At 66.9% G+C, this 23,284-nt stretch carries 21 protein-coding genes, 1 tRNA gene and 1 pseudogene; 14 read left to right on the top strand and 9 right to left on the bottom strand.

Features of this window, described 5'->3' with window-relative positions:
* Window positions 1-7: 7 nt before the first annotated feature.
* Complete coding sequence (locus JANGC3_RS29665) at window positions 8-850, bottom strand: N-acetylmuramoyl-L-alanine amidase (RefSeq protein ID WP_017878280.1); 843 nt, start codon at window positions 848-850, stop codon at window positions 8-10.
* 153 nt (window positions 851-1,003) lie between these two features.
* Between JANGC3_RS29665 and JANGC3_RS0120050 the strand changes: the two genes are divergently transcribed.
* Window positions 1,004-2,155 carry an IS110 family transposase gene (locus tag JANGC3_RS0120050; protein ID WP_017878279.1) on the top strand — a complete coding sequence of 384 codons (1,152 nt, stop codon included), beginning with the start codon at window positions 1,004-1,006 and terminating at the stop codon, window positions 2,153-2,155.
* Between the two features lie 222 nt (window positions 2,156-2,377).
* On the top strand, window positions 2,378-2,617 hold the full coding sequence (locus JANGC3_RS32875; RefSeq protein ID WP_157406410.1) for a hypothetical protein: 240 nt from the start codon (window positions 2,378-2,380) through the stop codon (window positions 2,615-2,617).
* A 95-nt stretch (window positions 2,618-2,712) separates the two neighbouring features.
* Here JANGC3_RS32875 and JANGC3_RS29660 read toward each other — a convergent pair whose 3' ends face one another.
* The 5 genes from JANGC3_RS29660 to JANGC3_RS0120025 form a co-directional block, all read right to left on the bottom strand.
* Complete coding sequence (locus tag JANGC3_RS29660; protein ID WP_017878278.1) at window positions 2,713-3,654, bottom strand: BadF/BadG/BcrA/BcrD ATPase family protein; 942 nt, start codon at window positions 3,652-3,654, stop codon at window positions 2,713-2,715.
* Between the two features lie 9 nt (window positions 3,655-3,663).
* Window positions 3,664-5,286, bottom strand: coding sequence for a glycoside hydrolase family 10 protein (locus JANGC3_RS0120040; RefSeq protein WP_017878277.1), 1,623 nt, complete (start codon window positions 5,284-5,286; stop codon window positions 3,664-3,666).
* A 64-nt stretch (window positions 5,287-5,350) separates the two neighbouring features.
* Window positions 5,351-6,616, bottom strand: coding sequence for an MFS transporter (locus JANGC3_RS0120035; protein WP_017878276.1), 1,266 nt, complete (start codon window positions 6,614-6,616; stop codon window positions 5,351-5,353).
* Window positions 6,617-6,649: 33 nt separating this feature from the next.
* Window positions 6,650-7,531 carry an N-acetylmuramic acid 6-phosphate etherase gene (locus JANGC3_RS0120030; RefSeq protein WP_017878275.1) on the bottom strand — a complete coding sequence of 294 codons (882 nt, stop codon included), beginning with the start codon at window positions 7,529-7,531 and terminating at the stop codon, window positions 6,650-6,652.
* A gap of 44 nt (window positions 7,532-7,575) precedes the next feature.
* Window positions 7,576-8,316, bottom strand: a complete 741-nt coding sequence (locus JANGC3_RS0120025; protein ID WP_017878274.1) for a GntR family transcriptional regulator — start codon at window positions 8,314-8,316, stop codon at window positions 7,576-7,578.
* Between the two features lie 208 nt (window positions 8,317-8,524).
* Here JANGC3_RS0120025 and JANGC3_RS0120020 point away from each other — a divergent pair, with 208 nt between their 5' ends.
* The 10 genes from JANGC3_RS0120020 (at window position 8,525) to JANGC3_RS0119975 (ending at window position 19,936) form a co-directional block, all read left to right on the top strand.
* Complete coding sequence (locus tag JANGC3_RS0120020; protein ID WP_017878273.1) at window positions 8,525-8,950, top strand: YchJ family protein; 426 nt, start codon at window positions 8,525-8,527, stop codon at window positions 8,948-8,950.
* A gap of 31 nt (window positions 8,951-8,981) precedes the next feature.
* Window positions 8,982-10,604, top strand: coding sequence for a carboxyl transferase domain-containing protein (locus JANGC3_RS0120015; RefSeq protein WP_017878272.1), 1,623 nt, complete (start codon window positions 8,982-8,984; stop codon window positions 10,602-10,604).
* Between the two features lie 96 nt (window positions 10,605-10,700).
* The gene (locus JANGC3_RS0120010; RefSeq protein ID WP_017878271.1) at window positions 10,701-11,486 is read left to right on the top strand and encodes an enoyl-CoA hydratase/isomerase family protein; all 786 of its coding nucleotides are present in this window, start codon (window positions 10,701-10,703) and stop codon (window positions 11,484-11,486) included.
* A 12-nt stretch (window positions 11,487-11,498) separates the two neighbouring features.
* Window positions 11,499-12,839: an adenosylmethionine--8-amino-7-oxononanoate transaminase gene (gene bioA / locus JANGC3_RS0120005; RefSeq protein ID WP_017878270.1), complete on the top strand. Its 1,341-nt coding sequence runs from the start codon at window positions 11,499-11,501 to the stop codon at window positions 12,837-12,839.
* Window position 12,840: 1 nt separating this feature from the next.
* Window positions 12,841-14,025, top strand: coding sequence for an 8-amino-7-oxononanoate synthase (bioF, locus tag JANGC3_RS0120000; protein ID WP_017878269.1), 1,185 nt, complete (start codon window positions 12,841-12,843; stop codon window positions 14,023-14,025).
* Between the two features lies 1 nt (window position 14,026).
* Window positions 14,027-14,818 (top strand): dethiobiotin synthase, encoded by a 792-nt coding sequence (gene bioD, locus JANGC3_RS0119995; RefSeq protein WP_017878268.1) that lies wholly within the window; start codon window positions 14,027-14,029, stop codon window positions 14,816-14,818.
* Window positions 14,819-14,828: 10 nt separating this feature from the next.
* A complete protein-coding gene (gene bioB / locus JANGC3_RS0119990; RefSeq protein ID WP_017878267.1) occupies window positions 14,829-15,878 on the top strand; it encodes a biotin synthase BioB in 1,050 nt (349 codons plus the stop codon).
* Window positions 15,879-16,030: 152 nt separating this feature from the next.
* Complete coding sequence (locus JANGC3_RS0119985) at window positions 16,031-18,067, top strand: acetyl/propionyl/methylcrotonyl-CoA carboxylase subunit alpha (protein ID WP_017878266.1); 2,037 nt, start codon at window positions 16,031-16,033, stop codon at window positions 18,065-18,067.
* A gap of 14 nt (window positions 18,068-18,081) precedes the next feature.
* Window positions 18,082-19,014: a 2-hydroxyacid dehydrogenase gene (locus JANGC3_RS0119980; protein ID WP_017878265.1), complete on the top strand. Its 933-nt coding sequence runs from the start codon at window positions 18,082-18,084 to the stop codon at window positions 19,012-19,014.
* A gap of 1 nt (window position 19,015) precedes the next feature.
* Window positions 19,016-19,936, top strand: a complete 921-nt coding sequence (locus tag JANGC3_RS0119975) for a hydroxymethylglutaryl-CoA lyase (protein WP_017878264.1) — start codon at window positions 19,016-19,018, stop codon at window positions 19,934-19,936.
* A gap of 213 nt (window positions 19,937-20,149) precedes the next feature.
* On the opposite strand, the gene JANGC3_RS0119970 is transcribed toward JANGC3_RS0119975, so the two are convergent.
* Window positions 20,150-21,034: a LysR family transcriptional regulator gene (locus JANGC3_RS0119970; protein WP_017878263.1), complete on the bottom strand. Its 885-nt coding sequence runs from the start codon at window positions 21,032-21,034 to the stop codon at window positions 20,150-20,152.
* Window positions 21,035-21,152: 118 nt separating this feature from the next.
* Between JANGC3_RS0119970 and JANGC3_RS0119965 the strand changes: the two genes are divergently transcribed.
* On the top strand, window positions 21,153-21,644 hold the full coding sequence (locus JANGC3_RS0119965) for a cupin domain-containing protein (protein WP_017878262.1): 492 nt from the start codon (window positions 21,153-21,155) through the stop codon (window positions 21,642-21,644).
* 18 nt (window positions 21,645-21,662) lie between these two features.
* Window positions 21,663-21,777, top strand: a pseudogene (locus JANGC3_RS33910) (IS6 family transposase); the annotation flags it as partial.
* A 66-nt stretch (window positions 21,778-21,843) separates the two neighbouring features.
* On the opposite strand, the gene JANGC3_RS32870 reads toward JANGC3_RS33910, so the two are convergent.
* Entirely contained in the window at window positions 21,844-22,719 is an 876-nt protein-coding gene (locus tag JANGC3_RS32870; protein WP_017878261.1) for a hypothetical protein, read from the bottom strand.
* 370 nt (window positions 22,720-23,089) lie between these two features.
* Window positions 23,090-23,166, bottom strand: a tRNA-Pro gene (locus JANGC3_RS0119950).
* Between the last annotated feature and the right edge of the window lie 118 nt (window positions 23,167-23,284).

The raw sequence follows: 23,284 nt of genomic DNA, 5'->3' as shown, positions 1-23,284 counted from the left end.
GATGCGCCTACTTTACCGCAACCGGCGCCACCGCGCTCGCCGGCGCCGCCGGCGTGGTCAGCACGTCGAGCAGGGCGGCCGTTTCGGCGTCGGGTATGCCGGCGAACAAGGACGGCCGGTATTTCATCTGGAAGGCAACGATCACGTTGCGGGTCTCCTCGTCCAGTTCGCCCGTGCGCGGCACCGCGTAACCATGCTGGGCCAGCCGGGCCTGGAACCAGGCCGTGTCCGGCAACAGTTGCTCGTAAAGCGAGCGCTGGGTGGCGACCCGGCCGGCGTCCGGCCAGACGATCAGGCCGGCGGCGGCCAGCTGGTGCCAGGGGAACATCGGCCCCGGGTCTTGCTTGCGCTGCGGCGCGATTTCATTGTGGCCGAGGATATTTTCCGGCGGAATATTGTGGCGGGCGACGATTTGCTTGAGCAGCGGAATCAGTTGCTCCATCTGCGCCTGCGCGAACGGATACCAGATCCGGCCGTCCGGGCCGTCCGTGAAGCCCGGGTTGACGATCTCGATGCCGATCGAGCTGGTATTGAGCAGGGTGTAGTTTTTCCAGTTGCTGACGCCGGCGTGGTTGGCCTGGCGCGACTCGTCGACCAGGGTGTAGAACAGCGGCTTCGGCGAGTCGGTGAGCAGGTAGTGGCTGCTGACCGCTTGCTCCGTCAGGATCTTGATCGAGCGCGGCAGGTCGCTCACCGTATAGTGCAGGATAATAAACTTGACGCGGCTGCTCTGGCTGCGCGCCGTGTAGGTATGGTCGAAGTGCGGCGGCGGAATCGGCGCGAGCGGCGCCTCGGTGGTGGCGCAGCCGCCCAGCAGGGCAAGGAGCAAACTCAGGAGGATGGGTTTCATTGGTTGGACTTTACAATTTTGTGTGAATGAGTTCCGGCCCTAATGCCGTTCAGTGAGCGCGGTTTTCGTAGATACTATGAATGAAGGCGGGTCGGCAAAAGACGCAAATTAATCCTAAAGTGAAGGTTCGAAGAATCAACTTAGGAGAAAATCATGCAACCGACCCGCGCCAACGATTTTACGCCTGAAGTCGAAGTTTTTGCGGTGGCATTAGAGTTGTCGAGCAAGAGCTGGAAAATTGCCTTGCACGACGGAAAGAGAGAGAAGCCGGCGATTCAGACGGTTTCCGGCGAGACAGCGGCGGGGCGCCTCAACGAAACGGTGCAGGAGATTGAGAAGTTCAAGGCAAAGTGGGGCCTGGCCGCAGAGGTACGCACCGTCGTGCTGTACGAGGCTGGTCAGGATGGCTTCTGGATTGAACGCGCCCTCTCGAAGCTGGGCTACGAGGTGGTGATCTGCGACCCTGCCAGCATTCCCGTCGAGCGGCACAAACGGCGGGCCAAGACCGACCGGCTCGACGCGATCAAGCTGGTGCTGACATTGCGGGGCTGGTTGCGTGGCGAGTACGACCGGATGCACGTGATCCGTGTTCCGACGGTGGAGGCCGAGGCGCAGCGGCACGTGGTACGGGACCGCGGCGAGTTGCAAAAGGAAACGCAGCAGCACCGCGACCGGATCCGCAAGCTGCTGCGCACCGTCGGCTGCTGGGATGGCGTCGGCGGCGATGTGGGGGCGCGGCTGAACAAGCGGGAATTGTGTTGCTACGACGGCGATCCGCTGTCGGCGCAGCTGCAGCAGCGGCTGGAACAGGAGTGCAAACGTTTGGAGTTGGCGCAGCAACAACTGGCCGCGCTGGAAAAAGGGATGGCGGAGCAATTGCCGCCGGAGGTGCGCCAGCGCATTGCCGACCTGGAACGGTTGAAGGCGGTGGGGCCGGTGGGCGCGACGAGGTTGGTGCTGGAGCTGTTCTGGCGCAAATTCGAGAACCGCAGGCAGGTGGGCGCCTGCGTCGGTTTGGTGCCGCAGCCCTACGACAGCGGCGAGAGCCGGGTTGACCAGGGCATCAGCAAGCAGGGCAACCGGCGCGTGCGCGCGCTGTTGATCGAGATGTCTTGGTTCTGGCTGCGCTACCAACCCGACAGCGTGATGACGAAATGGTTCGCCCGGCGCACGCAGGGAGGCCAGAACAAGCGCGGCAAGCGCATCGCCATCGTCGCGGTGGCGCGCAAGCTGGTGGTCGCCCTGTGGCGCTACCTGGAGCATGGGATCGTCCCCGAAGGGGCGCAGTTGAAACGAGCGGCATAAGGGAGTAAGGCGGCACGTTCAGTACCAGCAGTTGGCATTACGTTGAACTACGCAGCAGCAAGGAGTAGGCAGGCCCGTAACCCGACCTGGTTGCCCATGGCAACCGACCCTAGTAGATGGGGCTTGCACGCATCAAGGTCACTAAGCGCAACGCGCATGCAGAATTAGGCTGGGGTAGCAAAACCAGCGGATAGAAGGTGGTGGGACGTGAAGTCTCACGCAATGATGACCGAGAGCTTCGAACTGGGCTGTACGAACGACGAAAGCAAAGCGCTGGCAATGAACGAAGGCCAAAACGAAACAGGTCGGCATGGCGCCAAGCCGCAATATGCGTCATGGCGCCATGGACCAGCATATTTCGGTATCGGCGGCGTCAAGGGTTCGCTTCGCCGGGCTTCGCCCGCCCTTGACCCCGCCGATACCGAAACAAGGGATAGGATAAATTTGCGAAAAACCAGTTGACTTGGAATTCATCATAGAAGGTCGGGTTAGCCGGCACGGCGTAACCCGACACGCGCCGCTGCGGACCATGTCGGATTACGCTTTGCTCATCCGACCTACGGCATGCGCCCCGGGCCTTGGCCTTCTTGCGCCGCCAAGCGCGCCGCGGCCCAGTGCGGCCGCACCACCCGTTGCTCCAGCGCGACCGTCTCCGGCAGCGCGGCGCGCATCGCCGCCGCAATCGCCGGGTGCAGCCCGGCCGCGCGCCCGGCCAGCACCACCGGGCGGGCGCCGTAGCGCGCCGTCAGCGCCAGCGCCAGCCGCGCCAGTTCCCGGCCGGCCTGCTGCAGGATCGCATACGCGGCCGGGTCGGTGTCGGCGGCCGCGGCGACCGCCAGCGCCAGCTTGCCAATCGCGCCGCGCTCCTGGGCGTAGATAAAGTTGCGCGACAAGGCCCAGTCGCTGCCGCCGATCTGCGCGAACAAGGCCTTGGCCAGCGCGCAATCCTGCCAACTGCCCGGGCATTCGTCCTCCCGGCGCCAGACCTGGCGCATGGCCTCGCGGGCGATCCAAAAGCCGCCGCCGCCATCGTCGAGCGTGACGCCGCGGCCGCCGGCCCGGTGCAGCGCGCCGTCGCCGTCGATCCAGGCGGCAATCGAACCGGTGCCAGCGTACACCAGATAACCCTGGCCCGGCTGGAAGCTGTCCAGATAGGCGATTTCAATATCGTTGCACAGCGTGACCGCCTGCGGGGCGATCGATAGCAACTCGGCCAGCCAGCCGGCCGGCAGCGCGGCGTCGCCGCCGAAGCCGGTCAGGCCGGCGCGCACCCGGCCGGGCCGGCCGGCCGCCAGCACCTCGGCGCACAAGCCGGCGAAGGCCGCGCGCAGCGACCGGCGGCCGCCTTCGCTGGCCAGCTGCAAGGCCGACAAGCCCGGCCATTGGCCTTCGGCGACGATGCGCCCGGACGCCGCCGCCAGCGCCCAGCGGGTTTGCGTGCCGCCGGCGTCGATGCCCAGGCCAAGCCCAGCCGGCGAATCGGCCTGCGTTGTCGTCACCGGCGCCCCTTACAGCTTGCCCGTGGCGGGCAGCACCGACACGCGCGGGCTTTCGTTGCCCAGGCGGTCGACCGCGCTCACCACCACCACGCTGGCCGGGCCGGCGGCGGCGTCGTCGGCCAGCACCCACTCGGCGCGCGCGCCCGGCACCACCGCGAAGCGCCATTCGGCGCCATAGCGCGACCAGAGCGCGTACTGCGCGACGGCCTTGCCGGAGCCGGCCGCCAATTTCAGGTGGTAGGCGCCGCCGTCGCGGCGCGCCACCACGGCGGGCGCGGCCGGTGCGTCGGCGCCCAGCCACGGCGTGCTCGGCACCAGCGCCGCGCTTTGATAGGCGTTCGCCTTCAACTGCTCGCTAATGCCCTTGCGGTTGTCCATCAGCGGCGCGATGCTGAAATGCACTTGCCCGCTCGCGCCGGGCCGCGTGCGCGTCACCGCGATCTGCTTGACGATTTCCTCCGGCGTGTAGGACTTGGCGGTATTGTCGATGCGGCTGGTGTACAACCCCGGCCAAACGTGGCGGCGGTGCGGATTTTGCGCCAGCCAATAGTCGAGCAGCACGTCGAACGCCTGCGCCTGCTGCGCCACCGGCCAGTACAGCTGCGGCGACAGGTAGTCGAGCCAGCCCTTGGCCAGCCACAACTCGGCGTCCGCGTACAGTTTGTCGTACTGGCTGAAACCGACGATGCCGGGCGGGCGCCGGTCGGGCCGGCCGATGCCGAACGGGCTGATGCCGAAACGCACCCAGCTTTTCTCGCGGTGGATGCCGGTGTACAGGGCCTCGATCAACTGGTTGACGTTCTCGCGGCGCCAGGAAGCGCGCTCCAGCTTGCCGCCGGCCAGCAAATAGCGCTGCCACGACGGCTGGTCGGGAAACTCCAGCTCGGTGCGCGCGGGGGCGGGCGCGCCTTCCAGCGCGGCCGTCTCGGCGCCGACGCCGGCGCCGGGCGCGTCGATCGGATACGGATAAAAATAATCGTCGATATGCACGCCGTCGATATCGTAGCGGCGCACCACGTCAAGCACCACGTCCTGGGTGCGCTGCGACGAGGCCGCCTCGCCCGGGTCCATCCACAGGAAGCGGCCGTATTGCTTGACCGCCTCCGGGTTGGTGCTGGCGAAGTGCTCGCGCGTCAACGGCGTCTTGGCCGTCGCGTGGCGCGCGCGGTAGGGGTTGAACCAGGCGTGCAACTCCAGCCCGCGCGCATGGGCCTGCTCGACCCAGTACTTCAGCGGATCGTACAGCGGCAGCGGCGCCCGGCCTTGCTGCCCGGTCAAAAATTCCGACCACGGCTCCAGCTTCGACGGGTAAATCGCGTCGGCGCTGGGGCGCACCTGCAGCACGATGGCGTTCAGGTTCAACCCCTTGGCGCGGTCGAGGATGGCGCGCGCCTCGCTCTGCTGTTTCTCCACCGACAAGTTGCTGCGGCTGGGCCAGTCGATATTGGCCACCGTCGACACCCAGGCGGCGCGGAATTCGCGCGGCGCCGGCGGCGGCGTGTCGCCCTTCGCCTGCGGCGACACCGGCACGGCGCCCGGCGTCAGGGGCACTTTGGTGGCGCAACTGCACAGCAGCGCCAGCAGCGTCAGCGCCGTCGCCGCGCGCAGCCGTTTGTTGATATTAACAAGCAAGGGAAGTCCTCGAATTCATTAGTTGCAGGCATTCTACTGTGCAGCGCGAAGATCCGGCGGCACGCTACTTCTTGCCGAAATGCGGGTCGATGCTGACCTTGGCGGCCATCACAAAGGCTGGAATGGTGGCGATGCACACGTAGATGAAAAAATGCTGGTAGCCCAGTTGCTGCTGGATCCAGCCGCTGACCATGCCCGGCAACATCATGCCAAGCGCCATGAAGCCGGTGCAAATGGCATAGTGGGCGGTCTTGTGGGGGCCGTCGGCCACCATGATCATGTACAACATGTAGGAGGCGAAGCCGAAACCGTAGCCGAACTGCTCGGCGGCGATACCGAAGGCGATCAGGTAGATATTGCTTGGCAGCGCGGTGGCCAGATAAACGAAGACCAGGTCGGGCACATGCACCGCCAGCACCATCGGCCACAGGCAGCGCTTCAGGCCGAAGCGCGAAATCGTATAACCGCCGAGCAAGCCGCCCAGCGTCAGCGCGATAATGCCGATGGTGCCGTAGACCAGGCCGACCTGCTCGGTGCTCAAGCCCAGTCCGCCCTTGTCGGCCGGGTCGAGCAGGAAGGGCACGGCCAGCTTGAGCAACTGCGCCTCGCCCAGGCGGAACAGCAGCAGGAAGCCGAGGATGACGGCGATGCCGTCGCGCTTGAAAAACGCGCGGAAGGTGGCGACGAACTCTTGCAGCAACTCGCCGCTGCGCGCCGCCGGCACGTCGGCGGCCGGCTTGGGCAGCATGACATGGTGGAACAGCGCCAGGCCGACGAACAGCCCGGCCAGCAGGAAGAACACCACCGACCAGGCCAGGCGCACGTCGCCGGTGGACTTGGCCAGGCTGCCGGCCAGATACACCAGGCCGCCCTGGCCGGCGATCATCGCCAGCCGGTAAAAGGTGCTGCGCACGCCGACGAAGGCGGCCTGCTGGTGCTCCTCCAGGCCAAGCATGTAGAAACCGTCGGCGGCGATGTCGTGGGTGGCGGAACTGAAGGCCATCAACCACAGTACGGCCAGGCTGATCTGGAAGTAATTGGGTAGCGGCAGCGTCAGCGCGACCAGCGCCAGCGACGCGCCGATCAGCAGTTGCAGCGCAACGATCCACAGGCGCTTGGTGCGGAACAGCTCGACGAAGGGCGACCACAGCGGCTTAATCACCCACGGCAGGTACAACCAACTGGTGTAGAGCGCGATATCGGTGTTGGAGACGCCGGTGTTCTTGTACATGACCACCGACAACAACATCACCACGACGTAGGGCAGGGCCTGGCCGAAATACAGCGTGGGAATCCAGGTCCACGGGCTATTCTGTTGCGCTTGTTTCATACATCCTTCGCGATGACGCCCGGCCGAAGAATGTCACGGGGCCAGCGCCGCCCTCACGCTGCCGCCCGCCCCGGACAACAATTGCTGCGCCCGGTCTGTCGTAACTTGTTTGGACAAGGCCACGATGGCGACCTTGACGTGAAAATGGCACTGCGCCAGCGCGGCCCGCGCGGCCGCCGCGTCGGCGCCGGTGGCGTGCATGGTCAGCGCAACGGCGCGCTGGACCAGCTTGGCGTTGGTCGGCTTCAAGTCTACCATCAAGTTTCCATAGACTTTGTTCAAACGCACCATCAGCGCGCTGGAAATCGTGTTCAGGGCGATTTTTTGCGCGGTGCCGGCCTTCAGGCGGGTGCTGCCGGAGATCACCTCGGCGCCGGTGTCGAGCGTGACGCCGACGTCGGCGCCCAGCGCCAGCGGCGCGCCGGGATTGTTGGCGATGCCCACGCTCAGGCAGCCGAGCGCGCGGGCGGCGTCGAGCGCGCCCAGCACGAACGGCGTCGAGCCGGACGCGGCCAGCAGCAACACCACGTCGTGCGGGCCGGCGCCGAGCGCGCGCAACTGCGCCTCGCCCTGGGCGCGGTCGTCCTCGGCGCCCTCGACCGCCTCGAACATCGCCTGCTTGCCGCCGGCCAGCAGGCCGAGCGCGCGCTCGCGCGGCCAGGAAAAGGTGGGGTGGAGTTCGACGCTGTCGAGCACGCCGAGGCGGCCGGAGGTGCCGGCGCCGACATAGATCAGGCGCCCGCCGGCGGCAATGCGCGGCAGCGCGGCGGCGACCGCGGCGGCGATGGCCGGGGCGGCGCGGCGCACCGCCTCGACCGCCTCGAACTGGTCGTCGACCAGCGCGGCGACGAGCTGCGCCACTGGATACAAATCCAGCTCGGCGTGTTCAAGACTGGGCGTTTCGGTTTTCAGCACGGCCGTCCACCTCGTTGGAAATAGTCAAAACCACCTGCCGGGTGTTACGGCGCGCGGCGCATTTCGGCGACGAAGTCGTAATGGTCGCTGCGGCAGTACGAATGCGTCAGTTCGACCGCCTCGCCGCTGCCCAGGTAGGCGACGCGGGTGATGAAGAGCACGGCCTGCCCCTCCGGCACGCCCAGTTGCTCGGCCAGCTTGGCCGAGGAGTTCATCGCGCGGATGTGCTGCAGCGCCCGCACCGGCGCCTTGTTGATGCTGCTCAAGTATTCGTACAGCGAGGCGCCGACCGCCTGCGGGTCCGCCACCACGCTGTAGGGCAACACGCTGACCTCGTAGGCCATGACGACGTCGTCGGCCAGGCGCAGCCGCTCCAGCCGCGCCACCTTGGTGTTGGTCGACAGCCCCAGGCTGAGTTGCTCGTCGGCGCTGGCGATGACGACTTCGCGTTTCAGCCAGCGCGAGCCGGGCCGGTAGCCGCGCTGCTGCAATTGCTCCGAAAAGCTCGACAGGTTCGACAGCGGTTGTTCGATGCGCGGCGCGATGTAGTTGCCCGAGCCGCGGCGGCGCACCACCAAGCCCTGGTCGACCAACTGGTCGATGGCCTTGCGCGCGGTCACGCGGGAAACGTCCAGCAATTCGGACAGCAGCCGTTCGGACGGCAGGGCCTGGTCGACCTGGTAGCGGCCGCTTTTGACGTCGTCGCTTAATTTCCGTGCAATTTGCATGTACAAAGGCGAATTGTCGTTTAAATCGACCTTGAGTTCAAAGCTGGTCTGGTTCATACACTTCTCCTTGTCCGCTAGTGTAATAGCGATGCAGAAATCGCGTAGCCCCCATCAGCGGGAAATGATCCACATCATACCTAACCGTAAGTCATCTGCGGCAAAAAACCCACAGTCGTTTGTCGAATTCGACATGCCGGGCGCCGCCCGGCGCCGCCTTTATGGCGGATAATTGCGCACGGCCACTCCCGCAACCACCACGCACACCATGAAACCACCCGCCACCTGCCCCTGCGGCGGCCCCTCCTACGCGGCCTGCTGCGGCCGTTACGTCGACGGCGCCGCCATCGCGCCGACGGCCGAGGCGCTGATGCGCTCGCGCTATACCGCCTACACCCTGCGCAACGAAGCCTACCTGCGCGCCACCTGGCACGCCAGCACCCGCCCGGCCGACGCCATCGTCAGCGACGATGAAACATTGCGCTGGCTGGGACTTGAGGTAAAATCCGCTTTACGTTTACGTCAACGTAAAGCAGAATCCGGTACCGATACAAATAGTGACAGCGTCGAATTCGTGGCCCGGTACAAAACCGGCGGCCGCGCCCACCGCCTGCACGAGGTCAGCCGCTTCCTGCGCGAACCCTCGGACGGCGGCATGCGCTGGTTCTATCTCGACGGCAGTTTCCCGGACTAGAGTAGTGAGAGACCAGAAAAAAGGACAAGCAATGCCGCACATCGAAAGCAAACTCAATCCGCGCAGCGACGACTTCAAAGCCAACGCGGCGGCCATGCAGGCCATCGTCGACGACCTGCGCGACAAGGTCGCCAAGATCGCCGAGGGCGGCGGCGCCGCCGCCAGCGCCAAGCACGTCGCGCGCGGCAAGCTGCTGCCGCGCGAGCGGGTGCAGATGCTGCTCGACCCCGGCACGCCCTTCCTCGAATTCTCGCAAATGGCCGCCTACGGCATGTACCGCGACGGCAACGGCGCCGACGCCGCGCCGGCGGCCGGCATCATCACCGGCATCGGCCGCATCGAAGGCCAGGAATGCGTGATCGTCTGCAACGACGCCACCGTCAAGGGCGGCACCTATTATCCGATGACGGTCAAGAAACACCTGCGCGCCCAGGAAATCGCCGACCAGAACCAGCTGCCCTGCGTCTACCTGGTCGACTCCGGCGGCGCCAACCTGCCGAACCAGGACGAGGTCTTCCCCGACCGCGACCATTTCGGCCGCATCTTCTTCAACCAGGCCAACCTGTCGGCCAAGGGCATCCCGCAAATCGCCGTGGTGATGGGTTCCTGCACCGCCGGCGGCGCCTACGTGCCGGCGATGAGCGACGAATCGATCATCGTCAAGGAGCAGGGCACGATTTTCCTCGGCGGCCCGCCGCTGGTCAAGGCGGCCACCGGCGAAGTCGTCACCGCCGAGGACCTGGGCGGCGGCGACGTCCACACCCGCCTGTCCGGCGTCGTCGACCACCTGGCGCAGAACGACCTGCACGCGCTGTCGCTGGCGCGCAGCATCGTCGCCAACCTGAACCGCGTCAAGCCGCAACAGGGCGCGCTGCGCCAAGCCAGCGAGCCGAACTACCCGTCGCGGGAGCTGTACGGCGTGATCCCGGTCGACACCCGCAAGCCCTTCGACGTGCGCGAGGTCATCGCCCGCATCGTCGACGCCAGCGACTTCGACGAATTCAAGGCGCGCTACGGCACCACGCTGATCTGCGGCTTCGCCCACATCTACGGCGTCAAGGTCGGCATCATCGCCAACAACGGCATCCTGTTCTCCGAGTCGGCGCTGAAGGGCACCCACTTCATCGAACTGTGCTGCCAGCGCAAGATCCCGCTGGTGTTCCTGCAAAACATCACCGGCTTCATGGTCGGGCGCAAATACGAAAACGAGGGCATCGCCCGCAACGGCGCCAAGATGGTCACCGCGGTGGCCACCGCCGCCGTGCCGAAGTTCACCGTCATCATCGGCGGCAGCTTCGGCGCCGGCAACTACGGCATGTGCGGGCGCGCCTTCTCGCCGCGCTTCCTGTGGATGTGGCCGAACGCGCGCATCTCGGTGATGGGCGGCGACCAGGCCGCGTCGGTGCTGGCCACGGTCAAGCGCGACGGCATCGAAGGCAAGGGCGGCGCCTGGTCGGCCGACGAGGAGGCCGCCTTCAAGCAGCCGATCAAGGAACAGTACGAGCAGCAGGGCCATCCCTACTACGCCACCGCGCGGCTGTGGGACGACGGCGTCATCGACCCGGCCGACACCCGCATGGTGCTGGGGCTGGGCCTGTCGGCCGCGCTCAACGCCGAGATCCCGGACACCAAGTTCGGCGTGTTCCGCATGTAAAGGATTGTCGCTCATCCGCCCTACGGAAGTTTAATTTAGCGGCATTTGGGCCAGACCCCGGAATGACGCCCCTGGTTTTAAATAGGACACCACCGCATGCAATTCCACACCCTCAAGCTGAGCATCGAAGACAAGGTCGCCACCGTCACGCTGGACCGGCCCGACGTGCGCAACGCCTTCAACGAACAGAGCATCGCCGAACTGACGCTGGCCTTCGACGGCCTGGGCCGCAACGACAGCGTGCGCGCCATCGTGCTGGCGGCCAACGGCCCGGCCTTTTGCGCCGGCGCCGACCTGAACTGGATGAAGAAGATGGCCGGCTACAGCCACGCCGAGAACCACGCCGACGCGCTGCAACTGGCGCGGATGCTGCGCACCATCTACCTGTGCCCGCAGCCGGTGGTGGCCAAGGTGCAGGGCGATTGCTACGCCGGCGGCATGGGCCTGGTGGCCGCTTGCGACATCGTCATCACGGCCGAAGAATCCAACTTTTGCCTAAGCGAAGTAAAATTGGGGTTGATACCGGCGACGATCTCGCCTTATGTCATCAAGGCGATGGGCGAAAACGCCGCGCGCCGCTACTTCCTGACCGCCGAGCGCTTTTCCGCGCGCGAGGCGCAGCGCATCGGCTTCGCACACGAAGTGGTGCCGACCGACATGCTCGACGCCAAGACGGCGGAGCTCGTCAAGGCGCTGGTCAGCAACAGCCCGAACGCGGTGCGGCAAGCCAAGGCGCTGGTACGCGACGTCGCCGGCAAGCCGGTCACGCAGGAGCTGCTGGCCGACACCGCCGAACGGATCGCGCACATCCGCGCCTCGGAGCAGGGCCGCGAAGGCGTGCAGTCCTTCCTCGAAAAGCGCAAGCCGAATTGGCTGAATTAGTTTGGAGCAGTTTTGGAATTAGATAAGCAATCAACCTGGGTCGAACGCAGCCTGCGCAGCGTCTGGCATCCGTGCACCCAAATGCAGCATCATGCGCAGGGCGACAAGCACGTGCCGCTGATCCCGGTCAGCCACGGCCGCGGCGCCTGGCTGTACGACCACGACGGCCGGCGCTACCTCGACGCGATCAGCTCGTGGTGGGTCAACCTGTTCGGCCACGCCAACCCGCGCATCAACGCGGCGCTGAAGGACCAGCTCGACCGGCTCGAACACGCGATGCTGGCCGGCTTCACCCACGAACCGGTGGTCCAGCTGTCGGAACGATTGTCCGACCTGACCGACAATGTTTTGGGGCACAGCTTCTACGCCTCCGACGGCGCCTCCGCCGTTGAAATCGCGCTGAAAATGAGCTTCCACGCCTGGCGCAACAGCGGCCAGGCCGACAAGCAGGAATTCGTCTGCCTGAAGGGCGGCTACCACGGCGAAACCATCGGCGCGCTGGCCGTCACCGACGTCGCCCTGTTCAAGGACGCCTACGGCCCGCTGCTGCGCGCCTCGCACGTGGCCGCCTCGCCGGACGCGCGCCAGGCCGCCGAGGGCGAAACCGCGCAGGACGTGGCGCGCCGCGCCGCGCAAGACGTCGAGCGCCTGTTCGTCGAGCGCGGCCGCCACATCGCCGCCATCATCGTCGAACCGCTGGTGCAGTGCGCCACCGGCATGGCGATGCACGACCCGCTGTACCTGACGCTGGTGCGCGAACTGTGCGACCGCCACCAGGTCCACCTGATCCTCGATGAAATCGCCGTCGGCTGCGGCCGCACCGGCACCTTCTTCGCCTGCGAGCAGGCCGGCGTCTGGCCCGACTTCCTGTGCCTGTCGAAGGGCATCAGCGGCGGCTACCTGCCGCTGTCGCTGGTGATGACGCGCGAAGAGATCTACCAGGCCTTCTACAGCAGCGACGTGCGCCGCGGCTTCCTGCACTCGCACTCCTACACCGGCAACCCGCTGGCCTGCCGCGCCGCGCTGGCGACGCTGGACATCTTCCGCGAGGACGACGTGCTGGCCGCCAACCGCGTGCGCGCCGACCGCCTGAGCGCCGCGCTGGCGCCGCTGCAACAGCACGCGCGCGTGCGCCACTTCCGCCAGCGCGGCATGATCTGGGCCTTCGACGCCGTCGACGCCGCGCCGGACTTTTCGCGCCGCTTCTTCGCCAGCGCGGTCGAGCACGAACTGCTGCTGCGCCCGATCGGCGCTACCGTCTACCTGATGCCGCCATACATCCTCGACGACGCCGAAATCGACGGCCTGGCGGCGCGCACCCTGGCCGTCTTCGAGCAAGTGATTGGGGCCTGACATGGAACTGATCGCCAAGCTGCAACAACAACTGCGCGGGCTCGACGAACGCGGCCTGATCCGCCGCCGCCGCGTCGTCGACACCCCGTGCGGCCCGCGCGTGACGGTTGACGGACGCGAACTGCTGGCCTTCTGCAGCAACGACTACCTCGGCCTGGCGGCGCACCCGCGCCTGGTCGCCGCGCTGCAAGAGGGCGCCCGGCGCTACGGCGTCGGCAGCGGCGCCTCGCACCTGATTAGCGGCCACAGCCGCGCCCACGCCGCGCTGGAGGAGCGCCTGGCCGAATTCGTCGGCGCCAACCTGGAATCACCGCGCGCGCTGTACTTGTGCACCGGCTACATGGCCAACCTGGCGGTGCTGACGGGCCTGAGCGGCGTCGACAAAAGCGCCGAAATCTTCTCCGAGTCGCTCAACCACGCCTCGCTGATCGACGGCGCGCGCCTGTCGCGCGTGGCCGTCAAAGTCTACCCGCACGCCGACCTGGCGGCGCTGGCCGCGCTGCTGGAGGCGAGCGCCTCCGCCACCAAGATCGTCGTCACCGACAGCGTCTTCAGCATGGACGGCAACCTGGCGCCGCTGCCGGCCCTGCTGGCCCTGTGCGAACGCCACGGCGCCTGGCTGGTCGTCGACGACGCGCACGGCTTCGGCACGCTGGGCGCCAACGGCCGCGGCGCGCTGGAACACTTCGACCTGCGCTCGCCCTACCTGGTCTACATGGGCACCCTGAGCAAGGCCGCCGGCGTCGGCGGCGCCTTCGTCGCGGCCCACGAGGCGGTGATCGACACGCTGATCCAGAAGGCCCGCCCCTACATCTACACCACGGCGGCGGCGCCGGCGCTGGCGCACGCGCTGCTGACCGGCATCGACCTGATCGCCGGCGACGAAGGCCGGCAGCGACGCGCCCAATTGCAGGCGCTGATCGCGCAAATCGGCGACGGCCTGCGCCTGAAACGCTGGACCCGGCTGGCCTCGCCGACGGCGATCCAGCCGCTGCTGATCGGCGCCAACGACGAAACCATGCGCGCCGGCGCCGCGCTGTACCAACAGGGTTTGTGGGTCGGCACGATCCGCCCGCCGACCGTACCGCCGGGCACCGCGCGCCTGCGCGTGACCCTCTCGGCCGGCCACACGCGCCAGGACGTGGCGCGCCTGGTCGGCGCCATCAACGAATTGGAAGGGAGCTGATATGAGCCTCAACGATCCCGTTCTCGCCATTGAGATCGAACCTGCGCCGGCGCCGGCGGCGGCGGCGGCGGGTATTCCGCACCGCTTCGCCTGCTTCGTCACCGGCACCGACACCGAAATCGGCAAGACGCTGACGTCGGCGGCGATGCTGCACGCGCTGGTGCAAACCGGCGTGCGCGCCTGCGGCATGAAGCCGGTGGCGGCCGGCGCCGAACTGCGCGACGGCGCCTGGCACAACGACGACGCCGACCGCCTGACCGAGGCCGGCAACGTCGGCATGCTGGCGACGCTGACCACGCCCTACCTGCTGCGGGAAGCGGCGGCGCCGCACATCGCCGCCGAACTCGAAGGCGTCAGCATCGAATCGGTGCCGATCCTGGCCGCCTACACCGAAATCGCCGCCGCCTGCGACGCCGTGGTGGTCGAGGGCGTCGGCGGCTTCCGCGTGCCGCTGTCGGCCGGCTTCGACACCGCCGACCTGGCGCAGCAGCTGGGCCTGCCGGTGGTGCTGGTGGTCGGCCTGCGCCTGGGTTGCATCAGCCACGCGCTGCTGACGGTCGAGGCGGTCGTCGCGCGCGGCCTGGTGCTGGCCGGCTGGGTCGCCAACGAACTGCAAGACGATATGAACTTCGCCGACGAGAACATCGAGGCGCTGGTCGAACGCATTCCGGCGCCGCTGCTGGGCCGGGTGCCGCGCCTGGCGCAGCCGACGGCCGCGGCCGCCGCCGAGTACCTGAATTTTTCATGCCTGCCGAACTGGCCGGGCAGCCACACCCCTACATTTGAACGTTGAAGGAAAAACCATGTCACAAACCCAGGCGCAAGCCACCAAATCCGTCGAACTGCACCGCCCGGTCGCCGCCATCACCCTGCCGGAGGCGGCCACCTGGCCGCTGGACGACGTGCTGGCGCTGTTCGACCTGCCGTTCAACGACCTGATGTTCCAGGCCCAGCAAAGCCACCGCCTGAACTTCCCGGACGGCGACGTCGAACTGGCCACGCTGCTGTCGATCAAAACCGGCGGCTGCGAGGAAGACTGCAGCTACTGCCCGCAGGCGGCGCGCTACGACACCGGCGTCGAAGCCAAGAAAATCCTCGACATCGACACCGTGCTCGACGCCGCGCGCCAGGCCCGCGCCAACGGCGCCACCCGCTTCTGCATGGGCGCGGCGTGGCGCAGCCCGAAGGAGCGCGACATGGAGAAGGTCGAACAGATGGTGCGTGAAGTCAAGGCCCTGGGCCTGGAAACCTGCGCCACCCTGGGCATGCTGGAAGAGGGCCAGGCCGACCGCCTGAAAAACGCCGGCCTGGACTACTACAACCACAACCTCGACACCGCGCCCGAGTTCTACGACAACGTCATCTCCACGCGCGAATACCAGGACCGCCTGGACACGCTGGGCCGGGTGCGCAGCGCCGGCCTGAAAGTGTGCTGCGGCGGCATCGTCGGCATGGGCGAAACGCGGCTGCAGCGCGCCGGCCTGATCGCCCAGCTGGCCAACCTGAACCCGTACCCGGAATCGGTGCCGGTCAACCACCTGGTGCAGGTCGAGGGCACGCCCCTGTACGGCATCGACGCGCTCGACCCGTTCGAATTCGTGCGCACCATCGCGGTGGCGCGCATCACCATGCCGAAGGCGCGCGTGCGCCTGTCGGCCGGGCGCCGCCAGATGGGCGAAGCGGTGCAATCGATGTGCTTCCTGGCCGGCGCCAACTCGATCTTCTACGGCGACAAGCTGCTCACCACCGACAACCCGGAAGCCGAAGACGACCGCGCGCTGCTCAACAAACTGGGCTTGAAAACCCGCGCCGCGACGCTCGATTCGGCGCCCAAGGAAAGCTGCGCCTGCTGATATCGGCGACGCATCGCGACGGCACTGGCGGCGCCTCGTAGGTCGGGTTAGCCCACCGGGCGTAACCCGACACGCGCCGCCAGCGCAATAGTATTACCGCAGCACCGTTCGCATACTAAAAAAATCCCTGCCGCCAGCTTGAGAAAGAGACCATGTTCACAAAAATCCTGATCGCCAACCGTGGCGAGATTGCATGCCGGGTGGCCGCTACCGCGCGCCGCATGGGCATGAAAACCGTCGCCGTGTACTCGGAGGCGGACGCCAACGCAAAACATGTCGCGGCGTGCGATGAGGCAGTTCTGATCGGACCGGCAGCGGCCAAGGAAAGCTATCTGCGCGGCGACAAGATCATCGCCGTCGCGCTGGCCACCGGCGCCCAGGCGATCCACCCCGGCTACGGCTTCCTGTCCGAGAACGCCGACTTCGCCGACGCCTGCGCCAAGGCCGGCCTGGTGTTCATCGGACCGCCGGCCTCGGCGATGCGCGCGATGGGCTCGAAATCGGCCGCCAAGTCGCTGATGGAAAAAGCCAAGGTGCCGCTGGTGCCGGGCTACCACGGCGAGGTCCAGGACGCCGACTTCCTGCACGCCCAGGCCGACAAAATCGGCTACCCGGTGCTGCTGAAGGCTTCCGCCGGCGGCGGCGGCAAGGGCATGCGCGTCATCGAGAACTCGGCCGATTTCAAGGCCGCGCTGGCGTCCTGCAAGCGCGAGGCCATCAGTTCCTTCGGCGACGACAAGGTGCTGGCCGAGAAATACCTGTCGCGCCCGCGGCACATTGAAATCCAGGTGTTCGCCGACATGCTGGGCAACTGCATCTACCTGTTCGAACGCGACTGCTCGGTGCAGCGGCGCCACCAGAAGGTGCTGGAAGAGGCGCCGGCGCCGAACATGCCGGCCGAGCGCCGCGCCGCCATGGGCGAGGCCGCCGTCGCCGCCGCCAAGGCGGTCGGCTACGTCGGCGCCGGCACCGTCGAATTTATCGCCAACCAGGACGGCTCGTTCTACTTCATGGAGATGAACACGCGCCTACAGGTCGAGCACCCGGTCACCGAAATGATCACCGGCACCGACCTGGTCGAATGGCAGTTGCGCGTCGCCTTCGGCGAAGCGCTGCCGAAGCGGCAGCACGAACTGGCCATCCACGGCCACGCGATCGAGGCGCGCATCTACGCCGAAAATCCGGAGAAAGGCTTCCTGCCGTCGATCGGCACGCTGCGCCACATGCACACGCCGGACGCCGTGGCGTTCGCGCTGGGCGGGGTACAAGGCAGCGGCGTGCCCGCCGCCGTGCGCATCGACTCCGGCGTGCGCCAGGGCGACGCCATTTCGCCGTTCTACGACCCGATGATCGCCAAGCTGATCGTCTGGGGCGCCGACCGCCGCGAGGCGCTGGCGCGCATGTCGCAGGCGCTGGCCGAATACCAGATCGTCGGCCTGGCCAGCAACATCGCCTTCCTCAAGCGCCTGGTCGAGGGCGCGGCGTTTTCCAACGCCGACCTCGACACCGGCCTGATCGAGCGCAACCAGGAGCAACTGTTCCCGGCGCCGCGGCCGGCGCCGCCGGGCGCGCTGGCGCTGGCGGCGGTGGCGCTGATCGTCGCCGAGAAGGAACAGGCGGAGGCGCAGTCGGCCAACCATCCGTCCGACCCGTGGGGCAACGCGCTGGGCTGGCGCCTGAACAGCGCCTTCCAGCGCCGGCTGTCGTTCACCGACGAGTACGCGCAGGCGACCGAGGCCAAGGCCTACCTGGGCGAGGTCGAATACCACAACGACGGCTGGCTGCTGAACCGCCAGCCGCTGACGCTGATGACGCGCGACGGCCTATACCTGAGCGTCAAACTGGGCGACAACGCGGTGCACGGCACGGTGCGCCGCGACGGCGAGCTGTTCCACGTGTTCACCGGCGGCGAGCACTACGCGCTGCACTACAACGACCCGATGGCGCACGCCGGCGAGGCCGAGGCAGAAGGCGGCCGCCTGACCGCGCCGATGCCCGGCAAGGTGGTGGCGGTGCTGGTTGGCGCCGGCCAGGAAGTCAAGAAGGGCGATCCCCTGGTCATCATGGAGGCGATGAAGATGGAACACACCATCGCCGCGCCGCACGACGGCCTGGTCGAGGAAATCCTCTACACGGTCGGCGACCAGGTTGCCGACGGCGCCCCGCTGCTGGCATTCAAAGCCGTTTAACGGGAGGCCAGGCTATGCATATTCTGATACACCGGGCCGACGGCGACACCGATCCATGGGTCGCCGACTTCGCCGAACTGCTGCCCGAGGCCGAGGTGGTGGTGTGGCGCGAGGGCGAGAAGGCGCGCCCCTGCGACTACGCGCTGGTGTGGTCGCCGCCGCAGGCGATCCTGCGCGAGCTGAGCGAAGTGAAGGCGATCTTCAACGCCGGCGCCGGCGTCGACGCCATCCTCAAGTTCGGCGAGGCGCTGCCGGCGCACGTGCCGGTGGTGCGCCTGGACGACGCCGGCATGGGCGTGCAGATGGCCGAATACGTGACGCACGCGGTGCTGCGCTACTTCCGCCGCTTCGACGAATACGAGGCGCAGGCCCGCGCCGGCCAGTGGCGCCCGCTGCCGACCCACCGCAAGGAGGACTTTTCCGTCGGCGTGCTCGGCGCGGGCGTGCTGGGCGGGCGCGTGCTGGAGGCGCTGGCGCCGTTCGGCTTCCCGCTGCGCGGCTGGAGCCGCACGCGGAAGCAGCTGGCCGGGGTCGAATGCTTCAGCGGCGCCGACGGCCTCGACGCCTTCCTGCGCGGCACCCGCGTGCTGGTGTGCATGCTGCCGCTGACGCCCGACACCCACAACCTGCTCGACCGCGCCAAGTTGTCGTCGCTGCTGCCGTCGGCCTACCTGATCAACGTCGCCCGCGGCGCCCACGTGGCCGAACCGGACCTGCTGACGCTGATCAAATCGGGCCGCATCGCCGGCGCCACGCTGGACGTGTTGCGCAACGAGCCGCTGCCGATGCAGCACCCGTTCTGGCAGGAGCCGCGCATCACGCTGACGCCGCACATCTCGGCGCTGACCGTGCGGCGCGACAGCGTCGCGCAAATCGCCGAAAAAATCCGCCGCCTCGAAGCCGGCCTGCCGGTCGCCGGCCTCGTCAACCGCCAACAAGGATACTGATATGTACGCCCAAGCCAGCCTGCCGCACCATGTGAAAATCGTCGAAGTGGGGCCGCGCGACGGCCTGCAAAACGAGAAGGACACCATCGCCGCCGCCGTCAAGGTCGAGTTGATCGACCGGCTCAGCCGGGCCGGCTTCGCCAACATCGAGGCGGCCTCGTTCGTGTCGCCGAAATGGGTGCCGCAAATGGCCACCAGCAGCGAGGTGATGGCCGCCATCGCGCGCCGCCCCGGCGTGGTCTACTCGGCGCTGACGCCCAACATGCAGGGCTTCGACGCCGCGCTGGCGGCCGGCGCCGGCGAAGTCGTCATCTTCGGCTCGGCCTCGGAGGCGTTCTCGCAAAAGAACATCAACTGCTCGATCGTCGAATCGATCGCCCGCTTCGAGGGCGTGGCCAAGGCGGCCAAGGAACACGGGGTGCGCCTGCGCGGCTCCATCAGCTGCGCCTTCGGCTGCCCCTACCAGGGCGAGGTGCCGCTGGACGCGGTGGCCGACGTGGTCGGGCGCATGCGCGACCTGGGCTGCGACGAGATCGACATCGCCGACACCATCGGCGTGGCGACGCCGCGCCAGACCCAGGCGGTGATGCTGCGCGCGGCGCGGGAATTCGACGTCAAGCGCCTGTCCGGCCACTTCCACGACACCTACGGCCAGGCGCTGGCGAACATCTACGCCAGCCTGGAAGTGGGTATCGCCATCTACCATTCGTCGGTGTCGGGCCTGGGCGGCTGCCCGTACGCCAAGGGGGCCACCGGCAACGTCGCCACCGAGGACGTGCTGTACCTGATGCGGGGGCTGGGCATCGACACCGGCATCGACCTCGACCTGGTGGTCGACGCCGGCCAGTTCATCTCGGCGCATCTGGGCCGCAAAGGCGCCAGCCGCGCCGGCAACGCCATCGCCGCCAAGCGCGCCGGCTAGTCAATCAAAGCGCCGGCAACGCTGAAAAAAACCAAAGGCGCCGAGCCGGGGTCGGACCTCCATGCCGTTCACTTAACGCGATTTTCGTCGGGTTAGCCGGAACGGCGTAACGCGACAACGTTGGCACACAGCAGCGCGTCTCGCTTCGGCCAACATCGTCGGATTACGCTACGCTAATCCGACCTACGACACGCCAACTTAACGCTGTTCTTTTTAAGCCGCGACAAACTCGCGCAAAAAAGCGATGAAGCGCTGCACTTTCGCCGGCACGTGCGGGGTGTGCGGATACACCGCGAACACGCCCTGCTCGGGCAGCGCGTAATTGGCCAGCACCTGCTCCAGACGGCCGGCGGCGACGTCGTCGGCCACCAGCCAGTGCGGCAGCAGCGTCACGCCGCAATGGCTTAGCGCGAAGCCGAGCATGGCGGCGGCGTTGTCGGCGACGATGCGCCCCTTGGCGTGCTGCGTCACCCATTCCCGTCCGTCCGGCCCGGTCCACGTCAAGCCGCCCTCGAAGCGCGCGTGGACGATGGCGTCGAGCCGGCCCAGCTGGTCCGGCGTGCGCGGCAGCGGCTGGCGCGCCAGGTAGGCCGGCGTCGCCACCGCGATGGTCCGATAGCGCGTCACCAGCGCGGCGCGGTAGCTGGAGTCGCCCAGGCGGCCCAGCCGCACCGCCACGTCGAACTGCTGGGCGATCAGGTCGGCCGGCTGCGGCGAGGCCGAAAAATCGACCTGCAAGGCGCTGTGCCCGGCGGCGAAGGCGGCCAGCGCCGGTACCACGAAGCGCGCGCCGTATTCCGCCGTCGACGTCACGCGCAAGGTGCCGCTCAGCGTCTGGTGGCTGCTGCGGGCGGCGTCGATGGCCGCCTCGGCCTGGCGCAACACCCGCACGCAGTCGGCGTAGAAGCGCTCGCCCGCCTCGGTCAGCGCCAGGCGCCGCGTGGTGCGGGCGATCAGCGACACGCCCAGTTCCGCCTCCAACTGCTTCAGGTGAAAGCTCAGCATTGCCTTGCTGGTGCCCAGGCGCTCGGCGGCCTTGGTGAAAGACGCCGTCTCGACGATGCCGATGAACGATTGCAGCCGGTTCAGGTTAACCATACAAAGGCCTCGCACTGTCAAATTTGATCGAACAGTGTATTACGATTGCCGCTATTTTTCTTTATAAAGCGGCCTTCTATAATCGGTCCATCGGAAACAGCGGAACCCGGAGAACGCCATGACCCGTCCCATCATCAACCTCGACGAACTGGAGCTGCAAGCGCTGCCGGCGGCCTACGCCGCCAGCGGCGCGGCGGCGCAACGTTACGCGCCGCGCATCGCCATGGTCGGCGCGCAGCTGGGCGCGCGCCAACTCGGCTACAACGTCATCAGCCTGGCGCCGGGCATGCGCGCCTTCCCCTTCCACAACCACCGCGTCAACGAGAAGATGTTCTTCGTGATTGCCGGCAGCGGGGAGCTGCGCATCGGCGAGCGCCGCTACCCGCTGCGCGCCGGCGACATCGTCGCCTGCCCGGCCGGCGGCGCCGAGACCGCGCACCAGCTCATCAACACCAGCGACGCCGAACTGCGCTACATGGCCGTGAGCACGCAGATGGCGCCGGAAATCGCCGAGTTCCCTGACTCTGGAAAATACAGCGTGATGGACGGGCAGGGCCGACGCATCATCGGCAAGCAGGGCGTCTCGCTCGACTACTGGGACGGCGAGTAAAAGCCAGCCGCGGACGGCTTGGCGTGCATCCGCTGGTATGGGGTTTACCCGCTGAGCTACCGTCCTCTCAAAAAGATGATGGATGAGCGCGGCGTATCGGTGGATCATTCGTCGATCAACCGGTGGGTAGCGCGCTTCCTGGCGTTCATCGAAAAGATGGCCCGCAGACACAAGCGTCAGGTCGGAGACGGGCGGGAAATCAGTCGCTCAGCAGCCAGCGCTGCCCAACGTAGTCGATCACCACGCAGCGACCCGCCAATGGGCGCAATCCAAGGACGCCGATCAGTGGCTCGGACAGTTGAAATTTGCGCACCTGGCAGTATGAAACCAAGGCCTGGCGCAGGTTTTTCCCGGCAACAGTCATGTGCCCGGCAACCACCGCCTCGTAGCAGGCGGACGATTCGACATCCTTGGCGTTGGTCGCATTGAATGCCCGGACTCGGTCGTTGACTTTGAGCGGCAATCCGCCCGACAGGGCTTCCCACTGCGTCGCGTTGAGTGCGGCCAGACCAAACCTGGCGGCCCCCGTGTCGAGCAACATTTGACCACGCAATCCATTATCAAGAACGACATCGACTAGCGGGTGCCCCCCCTCCGTGCCGGAACGCAAGTAGCGCATTGGCTGGGCGGCGGGATCTTTCCCCAAGTTTGACCCAGCCGCGAACGCGAACCGGTCGCCGCCGAGGTCCACCGTCAGGGTGCCATGGTCGAAGAAGGCGTTCCCTACAGTCGCAAGCACCCCGGCGCACGCCTGGCCCTGTAGTGGCCCCAAATTTGCCGCGTCGGCCTCAATCTCGCGCTCGACATCGCCCACCCGCAGTGTCACGCGGACCGGACGGGGCGGGGCCCCGGCGGGCCTCTGGCTGTGCCACAGGATGCTTATGCTGGCCCCGGTATCGAGCTGGACATGGCAGTTCCTTCCATTGACTGTCGCGCGCAGCAACAGCGCAACGCGCTCGCTGCCAAAGCCCAGCTCGTCACTGACGCCAACGTCGAAATCGTGCCACGCCGGTTCGATGGCTTGTGCGGAAGCGTTGGCCAATACCAGCATGGCCAGCAGTAAGAGAGCGTGCATCGACAGGGAGCTCGCATGGAAATTAGTCGAAACATGTTTGCTGCGAAGAATTATTATTATAGTTTATTATTTAATTTCGCCAGCGTCGACCGCGTGACTCCCTTCGCCTCGTTGACGACGACCCAGCTCGCCGCGTGATTGCAATGCGCGGACGGCTGCCAAGGTGTTCTTGCCGGCGCCGAACTCATGCGGATGATTCGCAAAGGTCGCTGTGCGATCGACGCCGCCGCCATGTCGTTCGCCGAGCAATTCTACGCATCGACGCGGCAGAACCGGGCAGGGCGGGCGTCGCGCCTGGCGATGTCGACGGCGAATAAAAAAAAGACCCAAAAGCCAGAAGCTGTTGAGTCTTTCTTTTTACTTCCAATTCTGGTCGGAGTACAAGGATTCGAACCTTGGACCCCCTGGTCCCAAACCAGGTGCGCTACCGGGCTGCGCTACACTCCGAAGACCAAGATAATACAGGCCATATCGAATTCGGTCAAGGGCTCCGCCCCAAGAATTGTTGGCGCAAAGCGGTTGCCGTTCATTGCGCGCGCGCCCGCGCCGCCAACCGCCGGCGCCG

Origin of the sequence: Janthinobacterium sp. CG3 (assembly GCF_000344615.1) — a bacterium.
GTDB lineage: Bacteria > Pseudomonadota > Gammaproteobacteria > Burkholderiales > Burkholderiaceae_D > Janthinobacterium.
This window is presented reverse-complemented; position numbering and strand designations above follow the sequence as displayed.